10 protein-coding genes are annotated in these 12,276 nt (G+C 32.1%); 5 read left to right on the top strand and 5 right to left on the bottom strand.

Going from position 1 to position 12,276, the window contains the following annotated elements:
- The first annotated feature begins 279 nt into the window (after window positions 1–279).
- Window positions 280–1,830 carry an NPP1 family protein gene (locus M1D73_RS28985; RefSeq protein WP_139020213.1) on the top strand — a complete coding sequence of 517 codons (1,551 nt, stop codon included), beginning with the start codon at window positions 280–282 and terminating at the stop codon, window positions 1,828–1,830.
- A gap of 619 nt (window positions 1,831–2,449) precedes the next feature.
- A complete protein-coding gene (locus tag M1D73_RS28980; RefSeq protein WP_098212983.1) occupies window positions 2,450–3,109 on the top strand; it encodes a lipoprotein BA_5634 family protein in 660 nt (219 codons plus the stop codon).
- Between the two features lie 258 nt (window positions 3,110–3,367).
- Here the strand turns inward: M1D73_RS28980 and M1D73_RS28975 are convergent, their stop codons facing one another.
- The gene (locus M1D73_RS28975) at window positions 3,368–3,736 is read right to left on the bottom strand and encodes a DUF3888 domain-containing protein (protein WP_098212984.1); all 369 of its coding nucleotides are present in this window, start codon (window positions 3,734–3,736) and stop codon (window positions 3,368–3,370) included.
- 277 nt (window positions 3,737–4,013) lie between these two features.
- Window positions 4,014–5,450, bottom strand: a complete 1,437-nt coding sequence (locus M1D73_RS28970) for an IS4 family transposase (RefSeq protein ID WP_098212985.1) — start codon at window positions 5,448–5,450, stop codon at window positions 4,014–4,016.
- A 219-nt stretch (window positions 5,451–5,669) separates the two neighbouring features.
- Here M1D73_RS28970 and M1D73_RS28965 point away from each other — a divergent pair, with 219 nt between their 5' ends.
- Both M1D73_RS28965 and M1D73_RS28960 read left to right on the top strand, forming a co-directional pair.
- Entirely contained in the window at window positions 5,670–5,876 is a 207-nt protein-coding gene (locus tag M1D73_RS28965) for a helix-turn-helix transcriptional regulator (protein WP_000551853.1), read from the top strand.
- Between the two features lie 10 nt (window positions 5,877–5,886).
- Window positions 5,887–6,213, top strand: a complete 327-nt coding sequence (locus M1D73_RS28960; RefSeq protein WP_001021365.1) for a hypothetical protein — start codon at window positions 5,887–5,889, stop codon at window positions 6,211–6,213.
- A 671-nt stretch (window positions 6,214–6,884) separates the two neighbouring features.
- Here M1D73_RS28960 and M1D73_RS28955 read toward each other — a convergent pair.
- From M1D73_RS28955 to M1D73_RS28945, 3 genes are all read right to left on the bottom strand, one after another.
- Window positions 6,885–7,865, bottom strand: coding sequence for a hypothetical protein (locus M1D73_RS28955; RefSeq protein WP_227900830.1), 981 nt, complete (start codon window positions 7,863–7,865; stop codon window positions 6,885–6,887).
- 134 nt (window positions 7,866–7,999) lie between these two features.
- Entirely contained in the window at window positions 8,000–8,815 is an 816-nt protein-coding gene (locus tag M1D73_RS28950; protein WP_098212986.1) for a C39 family peptidase, read from the bottom strand.
- 156 nt (window positions 8,816–8,971) lie between these two features.
- The gene (locus M1D73_RS28945) at window positions 8,972–9,613 is read right to left on the bottom strand and encodes a polymorphic toxin type 44 domain-containing protein (protein WP_086400825.1); all 642 of its coding nucleotides are present in this window, start codon (window positions 9,611–9,613) and stop codon (window positions 8,972–8,974) included.
- A 150-nt stretch (window positions 9,614–9,763) separates the two neighbouring features.
- Between M1D73_RS28945 and M1D73_RS28940 the strand changes: the two genes are divergently transcribed.
- Entirely contained in the window at window positions 9,764–12,055 is a 2,292-nt protein-coding gene (locus M1D73_RS28940; protein ID WP_098212987.1) for a PA14 domain-containing protein, read from the top strand.
- Window positions 12,056–12,276: the final 221 nt, after the last annotated feature.

The following is a 12,276-nucleotide window of genomic DNA, read 5'->3' as shown; positions in this document are numbered from 1 at the left end:
AGAATCCTTATAATAAGGATTCTTTTTTATTATATATAAGCAAAAGAGAACTCTTAAATAAAAATTAGAATAATAGAAGGCCTTCGAAAGAGTGCTTTATCTATTTCTGAATATAACACTGATTTGAATTGTATTTCTCAATAAAAAAGAAATGCAAATGGGATAAAATAAACTTTATGATATATATTTAGAGGTCACCACGCTATTTTGAGGATTTTTACGTTTAGACACAGGTTGACCTTTACGATGTATGTTATTTATATAACTAGGAGGGGGAACATGAAATTAATATCAAAAATAGTAATGACTGCGTTAATAGTATTGAGTACATTTGCATTCAACTTAGGTGGAGAATTTGATAAGAGTTTTCTTTCTACCCCAAAAGCATATGGGGATGTAATCAAGGCACTTCCACAAAATGCGTCAAAGATAGAGTTAGATTATGCTCCTAAGTATGACTACGACACAGACGGGTGTTATGCGACTGCAGCAATTTCTCCAGATGGCACGACTAACCCTGGCCTAAGTTTGGTCGGTTCCCCGGAAAGTGTCTGTAGAGATGTTAACCGACTGGTAAATTCAAACACTTATTCTCGGGCCAAATCAAGTAATGGTTGGACTGCCATTATGTATGCGAGTTACTTTGAGAAAGATCAACAAACTTCGGGCCTTGTTGCGCTTGGACATCGACATGACTGGGAACACACAATAGTTTGGGTTAAAGATAGTCAGGTTCAATATGTAACTTATTCAGCACATGGTAATTGGTACACTAAACCTCGCTCAAACGTTAGATTCGATGGAAACCACCCGAAAATTGTATACCATAAGGACGGCGGCTTGACACATGCTTTTCGCCTGGCTAATAGCAATGACGAGCCGCCAGAAAACTATTATCACCAGTGGCTCCAACTACCAATGGTTGGTTGGAATGGCTATCCAAGCCTAAATATTCGTGAAAAACTAATGACTACGAACTTTGGAGATGCAACACTTGAGATCAAAGATGGAAGATTTGAAAAAGCCCTTGCTAACGCAAAGCCACCCATTAACTTTGACCCTTATGCACCGGAACTGGAAGATGGTGGTACTTATCAAATAGTTTCTATTTTAAATAATAGTAGTGTCGTTGACTTAAATCAAGCAGATGGAAATGTTCAATTGTGGCAAAATGGCAACGCTAATAATCAAAAATGGAAGCTAGTATATGATTCAAATAAATCAGCATACCAAATTAAAAATATAGCAAATCAAAATTTAGTATTAGCTTGGAATGATCTTAATGGTTCTAATAATGTAGTTGCTACGTCTAATCAAAATAAGGAAGAGCAATATTGGATACCAACAGAAGCAGGAAATGGATATTATTATGTAAGGAATAAGAAGGATCAAAACAAAGTGTTAGATGTAAGTGGTTATGGTACTGCAAATGGAACAAATGTTACAGTATATAATTTCCATGGTGGTAATAATCAAACATTCCAATTGTCTAATGTAACTGGCACTTTAACAAGAGAAGTGGAGTCACTCTATAAGGCACAGCCTGGTCAAACCAGTAGATCAAGTAATAATTTTTCACTTGAACATCTCGCGGCAGGTACCAAAGTACGAGTTGTTTTAGAAGGAGCAGGTGCTACCTCTTTGTCATTTGGTGTTGCAAAAGATATACGTAATGGTTCAGACCGTGGGATTTGGTCAAATGTTAGAGATGGTTCTATTCTAACGATTCCTTCAGGAGATGATAGAAAGAATTTGTATATCGCAGGTCCTCCTAGCGGATATACTTCTAACGGTACATTTAAAGTAAAATTTTACGCTCTTCCAAACTAAAAAATATTATAACGTTTCTATTCCCTTTATATTAATCTAATTAGAAAATGAGTATGCATACTTCAAAAAATTATTTCGGTTTGCTTGATTGGATTAACTATATTGATAGGAAATATAGTGTTTTGTTGCAAAGTTCTTTAAATGAAGCGTATAAAATGGAGTCGAAAGTCTAAATACCCTTAGGTAGTTCTCATAGGTGTAAGATCTATGGGGGCTTTTTTTAATAAGGGAAATATATAATTTCACGTACTGTAATGTTTAATAAGAAATAAAACACATAATCAATAGTCTACATTTAATTTTTTGTTGAATAAATACGCTATTTGGGGTACGGAAACGATTCAAAGAAACATCCTAATAGGGTTTACTCTATTGGGATAAATGGGAGTTGATGATATGGAAACTTATGAATCTTTATATAATAACTTTCGGCTTTCTTAAGAAAAAATTAAGATAGATGATCAGTATTTATTAAGAAATGCCATTTATAATTCAAAATACCCTTTAAAAAAAATAAATATTATATATACGATATAATTTTTATTTTTTTGCGCCTTCACATATTTTCCTCAAACATGTAAAGACGCAAAACACTAATAAGACGGAGGAATTTTGATTGATGAAAAAGTTTTTATTTTTTTGTAGTATTTTATTAATAATAGGAGCAGGGTATTGTTTCTATCAAGCGTTGCCAAATGTACTGCTTGTATCTGGGGATCAACAACAAGTAGAAAAAGTAACAGAAGAATATAAGTCTAAATTAAGTTCATCTACGCAATATAAAGAAAAACAGATGTGTGGTTCTGAATTTAAACATAAAGATGAAACATCCTGTGAAAATACTGGATCAGTACGAGTTTTGAATAAAACTACAGCTGAGAAACTACTAAAAGAACAGATGTTACAAAAAACAATACGTCCACGTGTTACAGAACCTATCCAATATTTGCCATCCATCACAAAAGAAAAAGGTGTGGTATATGGAAAAGATATTTCTAGTGAAGAGATACAGGTTGGAACTCAAATTATTCCTGTGACAAAAGGAGGAGATGATTTAGGAATCGGCGTTGGACAGGGACAAAAAATACAATCTAAATTAATAATTGTTGATGATTCTATTTATAAAGAGCTGTTATTAAAAGAAAATACTTTTAGTATATTGCGTTTTGATATTAAAAACACTTTAATGGGGAATATTCCAGATGTAGGAGTTGTAGAAAAATCATATTCAGAAGTAGAAACAATAAGAGTAAAAGCTAATAAAAAGATTAACTATTAGGGGTACCGCAAGCATTTTGGAAAATAACCACGCTAAGAGTATGCAAGATTGTATACGGTTTTTTGCTAATCCGGTAACAAACAAGAACTCTAAAACCACAAGAGGATGGGAATGTATAAAAAGATGAATAGGGTTATAGAGAAAAGAAAAGACGAATTCCTTTTGAAAGTAGGGATTCGTCTTTTTTCTTGCTACCGATAATGAGACGTTATGTTAACCGAGCATGTATAGAGGTGAGTTTATACTTTACTGTTTTTTCTATTCTTGCTGTTGTTTCACTTCTTTAACTTTTACCCCACTGGAATCAATTTTAAAAGTAATTGTTACTTTGTAATTGGGAGGATTATGAGCATTTACATAAGTATGATATTCAACTGTCACAAGAAAATTAAAAGAGCCTTTTGGATATCGCTCAACTTTTATAACTTTTGTCTCTGTTAAACTATATTGATGATATGTTCCAAGTTGCTTTCTAATAACTTGACTTGCATATGGAGCCAATAAAGTATTATAAGAGTCATAAAAATTCTCATTACACACATTGGTTGCTTTCCCTTTCAATGGCGATATAAAGAAAAATGTTATTATAATTCCACAAAATATTATGGATAATTTATGTTTTAGCATAAGGTCCTCTCCAACCTATATTATAGGATAAGAGTTAGGATATGCTGAAAAATAGTAATTATTCATTTTAAGTTAACGTACAGGAAATTGTTCAAATGTATCTAAATTGTGTCTAAACGTACAAAATTCCCGGAATGATATAGTGAGTCCATGCCCATCAACTTAAGCTCAAAAATAAGATAAACTTACATTTACATAAATGAAGAAATTTTTAAAATGTGTGTTTTCTTTAAAAATAAGCATACGAAATAAACCCTAACGGGTTTCATTTTTTTACTTATGCAGCTTTCTTTTGCTTTCTCAATCCACTATATTCATAGATAACACCCATGATATCAAAGACAGTCTTCTTCTCATATCGATGAGATTTCCGCCCATTTTTCTGTAGAAGGTAGAACAAGCGAATCAGAAGATTTGTTATCTCTTGGGGTTCTTTTTGTATCGCTTGATATAAGAGAAATAGATGATCTTGTATCATCCCTATCGCTTTATATTCACTTAATTCTTTTTTCTTCTTTTGTAAAAGAAGTTGGCGCATTTTAAACATTGTAGAGGAACATAGGAAAATAGCGATTAGCTTTCCATATAGTTGGCACTCTAATCGCTCCTGTTTTACATTACGATAATGGTCTATTTTAAAGAGTGATTTCCACGTTTTAAAGACAATCTCTATTTGCCAACGTAAAGTATATAACTCATGTACCTGTTCCATCGGAACCCATTCCCAAGGTGTATTCGTCACGTACACGTTTAATCCCGCTATCATTTTACTTTTCTCTGAGTACGTTCTATTTTTAGATTTTTCTTTTTCTGCGATCTTCGCTCGTCGTTTTTGGAGTTGTTTTTCTGTTAATCGATTAAAAATAACGCGTGCAAACAGTTGTTGTTTATCACCAATATAAGCATTTTCTAATTCAAATGTTTCTCCAGGCTGTAGTTGTTTCAAAATCTGTTTCACATCAATTTGTATGTATTCCGATTGTTTCTTAATTGTACCGTTTTTTAAGTATTCTGGGTTTGGATTTTTCACATATACATTCGTGTTTAATTTCAAACGAGAAATATAGTATGTACCTCGTTGATCCATTTGATCTAAGTCCTCCAATGAAAAGTAACCTAAATCGCGAATACATAACTCTCCTGGTCGTAAGGTATCTAAGCACTCCGTACCAAATGTTTTGTCATTATTTTTGCCTGGTCCCACTTGAAAATTAAGAAATTGCCCGCTATGTAAATCATATTCTAATTGAATTTTGATGCCCGCTGTTTGGGCGCATCCTCCAGAGCCCGGATATATATTCTCTAAAGCATTTGGCACTTGAAATACGGTGGCATCTAGGATACGGATTCGCTCAAAATAAGAGAAAAGTTGGTTAGGAATTTGTGTTTGTTCACATATTTTTTGTTGTAACAGTAAAGAAAAAATATGTTTTAAAAACAAAACTGCTTTTGTATTTAAACGTTTATTTAAGCCCTCGGGGCTGAGTAAAGTTCCTGTCGCTGCATGAAGCCTACTACATAATCGAACCAAGGGATCACTTGCTACTCGTTGACTGATCCAAATGCAAATAGTAGCTAAGTCTGAACCAGAAAACTTACGTTTTCGTTTTATAAATCCGATTTCTCTTGCAAGTTCTTCTAAGAATACAGGTGTAACATATCGTTGTAATTCTTCCGCAAATGATTGTAATTTATCTTGAATCGAAAAATGCATAAGAAAACATCATCCTTTCTAATTTTAGTTTATTTAGAAAGAATAACGTTTTTTAGTATTTGAGGGTATTAAAATCTCTTAAGCTGATGCCCATGTATGGTGACCCCTAATATTAAAACGGATATATGTAAAAAGTATTTGACACATATCCGTTTTTTATTTATCATATGATATGTAAAACATATTTTACATATCATCAAAAAAGATGAGGTATTTGAGATGCATAACCAAATTAAAAAGTTTAGAGAACATAAAGGTATTTCTCAAGGGAAATTGGCAGAAATGTGTAATGTCAGTAGACAAACAATAAATGCTATTGAAAATAATAAATATGATCCTAGTTTAGAATTAGCATTCAGTATTGCATTTATTTTAGACTCTACAGTGGATACACTCTTTATTTATCAAAAAACTTATAGGAAATGAGGATAGTTTTATGAATATTATTATTGTAATAATTGCAGGGATTTTGGTTTCGTTGATTATAACATTTACTAAACGAATATCAGGTGATGAAACGGGATTTTCTAAAGAAGATGAGCGTCAAAAAATAATTTTAAAAGATGCTACACTAACTAGTTGGCAATTTATAATATTATATGCGTTCTTTAGATTAATGAATATTATCCCTTATTTTAATGAGTTAGTGAATCCTTCAAAAATACAATCTAATGTTTTTTTAGGTAACGGTGGGGATATCTTACTTATATGCTTAGTAGGATATGTTGTTGGGGCTTCCGTCTCATATTTCCGACATTCCTAATTGGGATACCGCCACATCACTATCAAGCTAACAAAATAAAATACCCCTTAAAATGAAAAAATACGCTTTCTTTCTGTAGATTTATAGGAAAGGATGGCGTTTTTTTTTACAATTGGGGGTAAAGTAAATTCTTAAGTTGATGGGCATGGGGTCACCATATCAAAAAAAGAAAATTGTACGTTTAGACACATTTTAGAAACAAAATAACCGGTACCTTGTATGTTAAGGAACCGGTTATTAATGTTGCAAACCATTTATCAAATTTATTTACAATGAAATTAGGGTGTTTTTGCCCATCTCCCCCTATAAGGGGAAGAACCAGCATCTCCGAGTAAAACAGACAGTTTGTAATGTTCAGAAAATAATTATACATATTAAAGTGTTTTTACATTTAGCTCAAACGTCTAAATAACTTAGTCGTTCGGAGTAACAACCTGTTTTTAGGCATTTCCATGCCCTACCCTCTCCTCTCGAAAGATACATAAACCAAAACAAACGGTTAATACAAATTAATCCTATAACTCCTGTTAAAATTCTGTTTTTATTATTTCTATATACTGTTTTTTAAAGAAGCGCTGCTATTTAAGGAAATAAAAAAGCTATTTCTTTGAAATAGCTTTTTTATAAACTCAATTTTTTAGTAATTAAATTATAGAATAGGTTTCGGATATTTAATTAATATAGGACTCTGTTTTTTTATTTTGAAATTCAGATTTTAATTTATCATATGAAATGGACACAATAGAATCATGCACTTTTTCTGGGAAGGTATTTGGGTTGTCACATATAATATTGGTGTCTCCGTTTTCTGACATACGTAATTGAAATGCATTTGGAATATCTAATTTGATCTTTTTATAACTATCTTTATTAAATTGGTATACCAAAATTTTTTGATTGTCAGTTCTAAATGCCCAATAATTCATAGTTGCACTCATAGATCCAATCCCATCTCCTTGTTGGGTATTTACCCCTTCAATAGAGAGTGGTGTTACATGCTTAGAGTCCATATCCAAAATGAAATAACTTTCAATTGAATTTCCACTTGTTTTTTCATCGCTAGATAAGCTTACATAGACTATTTTGTTACCTACAATTTTAGGAGCTAAAACATTATTTTGTGGAACTACATATTTGTTTATATTTTTATTTTTTAAGCTATATGTGCTTATGGTAGTTTGTTTTTCAGTAGAGTTAGTATAGACTAATTTATCTTCATTCATATGAAGTGTAGTACTAGCTGTATCATAAGATTGTACAGTATCTATTTTCGTTTTTGTATTAGTTTCTAGATCATAGAGAATAATATCTGCATTTTTTTGCCCTTCATTAATTTCCATCCATGATACATAATGTTTATAAAGATAAGGTTCTATAATTTCATTTGTTTTATGGATTTGATTTTCCTTATCATTACTTAAATTTTTTGCGTATAGAATGGTTTTTGATCCAATAGCATTGGTATCCATCCATAATAACCATTTTTCATTAGCATGTACCCCTTGTATATTTGCCTCGCTACCCATTTTCGAATGAAATATAGTCTCTTCTGTTTGGTTAGAGAAATTATATGCAAGAAGTTTATTAGGTAGACGTTCTTTAGTATTATCAGAAACAGGTAAGTACATTTTGTTATTGAATGTAGACGCCATGTAATAGTTTTCATAATCCAATTTTAATTCTGTATAGGTACTATTAAGCTCTTTTTCTTTTATATTTGATTTGTTTTGACTGCAAGATACAAGTATACCTAGACATAGAATAAACAATAATATTTTAAAATTTCTCAATATACTAATGTTGGATTGCCACCTGTTGCACTTAGAACGGCTTTTCCTACTCCTTTTCCATTCTCGTCTACTTTCTCCTCATATACACCACCTAAGGATTTTCCATCTTTATCTAATTTGTGATTAGGATCGACAATTTGCATTGTTCTATCTGCACCATGATAGCCATTAATTACTATAAAATGCCTATAGTTCTTTTCTGCTCTTTTATAACGTTCCATGTGTTGTGTATTTGTCAGCACAATCGGTACATTCGTTCCATCTGATAATTTGTTTTTTACTAATACTTCTAGTTCCCTAATGCTACTAGGGCTCATAGCTCCATAGGTACTATCAGCAAAATCATAATTGTCTTTGTATGCATTTAATCCCCAAGCCAAATTAAGAGAATTTGTTCCTTGGTTAGTTGTTAACATTAATGAAGCAAGAAGTTCTTCAGTTGGTATTGGAAATGATGATCCACTATCTGATTTGTGGAAAGTCAGAACACTGCGTGCTGATGCTGGTCCGCAATAAAACCAATCACTTTGTTTAAAATGTGTAACAGGTCGAAAATAGCTTTCAGATGGTGGTCGCATTCTGTTTATCTTATTTTTTTGATTTTCTTGTTCCCAAGCTTTCCTAGCTTTTTCCTTTCCGATTTCAAGGATTTTTTTTCCTTCTTCAGGATCTAATGATGGTGGTTTTGATGTGACAACAGTTTTTTTGTCTTGACTAGAATCAATGTTTTCATCCGCAAAACTGACAGTAGAAGGAAGTAAAAGACTCATTGCTAAAACACTCATGTTTACCCCTTTAATAATAGGTTTCATATCGCATCTCCTTAATTCATAATCTTATAACATTTTAGAATAAATGGTATATTATAGCAATTGAATTCCTTAAATATGCATAATTGCATATTTAAGGAATATAAAAAACTGACCCCTATTTATGAGGTCAGTTTACATTATCAAAATCTTATATATTTACTTTGATAATTCTTTAGAGATACGTTGTATATCTGCTTTAATTTTAGTTTTTTCTTGAACAGTTAAAGCATTAAATTTTTGTTTCTCTGCACTAGGATCAAAAGGCTTCACCGGTGGAGGTGGTGGATCTTGGGGATTCGGAAGCAATTTGTTATCCCATAAAATAACCCCATATGCTCTACCTGCTTCATCATTTTCTTGATCAAAATAATTATCAGCCCATCCTTTTAATTCCTCGCTATACCAGATTTGGTAAGCTCCTTCAATATCAGCTAATAGTTCAATTGGTATTGTTCCAGCTCTTGCTACATAACCAAAGTGAATATTTCCTAAGTCTTCACCTTTCATCAAGTAGCCATTGTAAATGAACTGTTTTTTTCTTCCGAATTTTGTTTTATAATCCCATTCACCACCAGGCTTTACTTTTTCGGCAAATGCCAATCCAACACTCCAAGGATAAGTGCCTTCTTCTTTAGCCTCTTCAGCAGCATAAGCCATAATTAAGGCATTTCTCTTTAAAATGTAAGAGAAACTTGAAGTCATTTCATTTGATGGGATTGTTTGAGCAGATGCAAAGCCACCTTCGGATAAAGAAATAGAAAATAATAAACAAAAAATAAGTAATGTTTTCTTCCACATATTTATGGACCTCCCTTTTTAGTAGTCTATATATTTATAATTCAATTTTAAAAATATGTAAATTTTTATATAGGAAAATAATTTACTTTTTTCTAAATATTGTTATATCATATGTGAGAATTCAAAATTTTATAGAAAAGGAGTTTTTGTATGTTTAAAGTATTTCGAACTAGTTATACCGTTTTAACCTTTTTATTTTTATTTTTAGTCACTACAACCAGTGTCAATGCCGAAGAAAAGGGAGATTTAAGGATTGTCCCTATTGAGAAAGCGACACAACAAGCAATGAATTATTTTAATATTATTCAGAATAATTCTAATACTGATTGGAAAGACAGTAAGCTGGTATTTGATAGAAAATTATATGACGAAAATAAAAAAATAACTGCATATCTTTTTGTTGTACAAAAAGCAGACCAGGAAAATGGATTTATTATTGTGAGCGGTAACGAAAAGATTCCGGGTGTAATAGAATCTACAAGGAAAGGTGCTAATCCATTCAAAACAATTAATAAAGAGAATAGCATTTATGTGTCACCTATTTCATATTTGCAAAAATCAGATATAGAAGGTTCCTTCATTGATTTGAACACTAAAAAATCAGTATCTAAGGAAAAATTAGAAGAAATAAATATATTTACGAATGCACAGAACACTACCTCAAATATAGAAAATATAAAAAAAATTAATGGGTTAACTCGCTCAGCGAATGCTCCATATTATAATCATAAGTTTATACCGAATGTGCCAGACTACGACTGGACTCATGGATGTTTACCTACAGCATATGCAAATGTTTCTGTATATTGGGCAAATAATGGATTCCCACGTCTAAAAAATAATCAGGCAGATTATGAAACTTATATTATTGATACGCTACCGAAATTAATGAAAACAGATGCCCAAGGTAATACATTTGGTAATGATGGTATTGCAGGCACGAAAGAGTATTGGGAAAAAACAGGGAAATATTCTGTGACTATTAAAGAATATAAGAACAAGCCTGTGAACCCTGCTGTTTTTGAGGAATATAAGAAAGAAATAGATAAAAATAGACCGGCTATTATCACAACTCAAACACATCCAATTTATAAAAATCATGCTGTGACAGGTGTAGGATATGAGGAAATCTTTGATCCTGCTGAAAGAGTTTGGCACCGTTCAGCAATTGTACATGATGAATGGATGTCTACTCCTCAAGATCATTATCTTGTTTGGACTCCGGATATTGATAATTTTTATGCTGTTATTCCAGGTGCTGATATTTCATCTAGTAATAATGTTTACAAAGAAAAAACAAGCCAAGTTCATTATAATTGGGGATTAGGTGCACCAGAAGGACAAAAAAATGATGAGTTTTCGGCTAAATTTGATCAATCGCAACATTTAGAAGCAGGGGATTATTTTATGCAAACTCTTGCCGATGATTATGTTAAAGTAAATTTTGACGGTAAGAATATTATTGATGGATGGAATAATGATTCAATTGGACAAATTAAACGTGCACTACTACCAAAGTTAACAGCGGGAGAGCATAAAATAGATACAGATTTTCATGAATTGACAGGGAATGCGGGTATCTTCTCTGATGTAGTTCCATTTGATCATTGGTTGGGGTATTATTATCCAAATAAGAATTTACAAGGACTTCCTGTAGATGCAAGAGTAATTAAGCCATTTGGTCAACAGCAAAAACTTGCAGAAGATAATGGCGAAGGCGCTCCAACTTTGAAGGTACCAAAGGATAATTTTTCTGCGCGCTATACCACCGTAAAACGTTTACCTAAAGGTGAATATATTATTCGTGGAAAAGCTGATGATGGCTTACGAGTTTATATTGATGGCAAACTTGTTATAGATCGTTGGTATGGAAGTGGTGGATTTGTAGAAGATGCTCGAAAGATAGTTATTGACGACAATACAGGCGCAACAATTCTTGGCAAGTCTACAGAAAAAGATGTTCACCTTATTGAAGTACAATACTTAGAAGAAAGTGGCGGAAGTAAGGTGGAATTTGGTATCGAGCCATATGCTACTGCAGTGCCATTTCCACATTGGACAGCTGAGTATTATGCCAATAAAGATTTAAAGGGTGATGCAATTGTAAAAGGGGGGAAATGGTCAATAGATAGATTTATTAATATTGATTTTAACTGGGGAAGCACTTCTCCGTATCCAAGTATCCCTAATGATAATTTCTCTGCTAGATTTACAAAATTAGGTTTATTTGAGAATGGAAATTATGAATTTGAAGCTAAGGCAGATGATGGAGTAAGAATATATGTTGACGATAAGCGGGTAATTGATTCTTGGATTGCGAATGGAGGAGATATCCGTAAAGTAAAAATACCGATGACTGCTGGTGTACACAAAATTACAGTAGAATATCTAGAATTATCAGGAAACGCTAACTTAAAGATGGACTATAGAAAAGTAAATTAGATGATTTAAATTGAAAGTAAATGTACAAAAAGCTAGTTCTTCATTTTAGAACTAGTTTTTTTTATTGTTTTTGGGATTAAATTTAATTTAAGGTAAAAATATGCAATTTTGCATATTTCGATTAATTTATTGTTATAATATACCATTTGGATTAAGATGAATTGGAAAGATGCGCACCTTTCATAATTTTTAAATTAGAATATATTTTCTTAGTATTATAA

It is taken from the genome of Bacillus sp. PK3-067 (assembly GCF_056738645.1).
This window is presented reverse-complemented; position numbering and strand designations above follow the sequence as displayed.

Coding starts and splice junctions, on each gene's coding strand:
- M1D73_RS28945 (WP_086400825.1), bottom strand. CDS start 9,613: ATGTGGAAGAAAACATTACTTATTTTTTGTTTATTATTTTCTATTTCT.
- M1D73_RS28960 (WP_001021365.1), top strand. CDS start 5,887: ATGAATATTATTATTGTAATAATTGCAGGGATTTTGGTTTCGTTGATT.
- M1D73_RS28980 (WP_098212983.1), top strand. CDS start 2,450: ATGAAAAAGTTTTTATTTTTTTGTAGTATTTTATTAATAATAGGAGCA.
- M1D73_RS28955 (WP_227900830.1), bottom strand. CDS start 7,865: ATGGCGTCTACATTCAATAACAAAATGTACTTACCTGTTTCTGATAAT.
- M1D73_RS28940 (WP_098212987.1), top strand. CDS start 9,764: ATGTTTAAAGTATTTCGAACTAGTTATACCGTTTTAACCTTTTTATTT.
- M1D73_RS28970 (WP_098212985.1), bottom strand. CDS start 5,450: ATGCATTTTTCGATTCAAGATAAATTACAATCATTTGCGGAAGAATTA.
- M1D73_RS28965 (WP_000551853.1), top strand. CDS start 5,670: ATGCATAACCAAATTAAAAAGTTTAGAGAACATAAAGGTATTTCTCAA.
- M1D73_RS28985 (WP_139020213.1), top strand. CDS start 280: ATGAAATTAATATCAAAAATAGTAATGACTGCGTTAATAGTATTGAGT.
- M1D73_RS28950 (WP_098212986.1), bottom strand. CDS start 8,815: ATGAAACCTATTATTAAAGGGGTAAACATGAGTGTTTTAGCAATGAGT.
- M1D73_RS28975 (WP_098212984.1), bottom strand. CDS start 3,736: ATGCTAAAACATAAATTATCCATAATATTTTGTGGAATTATAATAACA.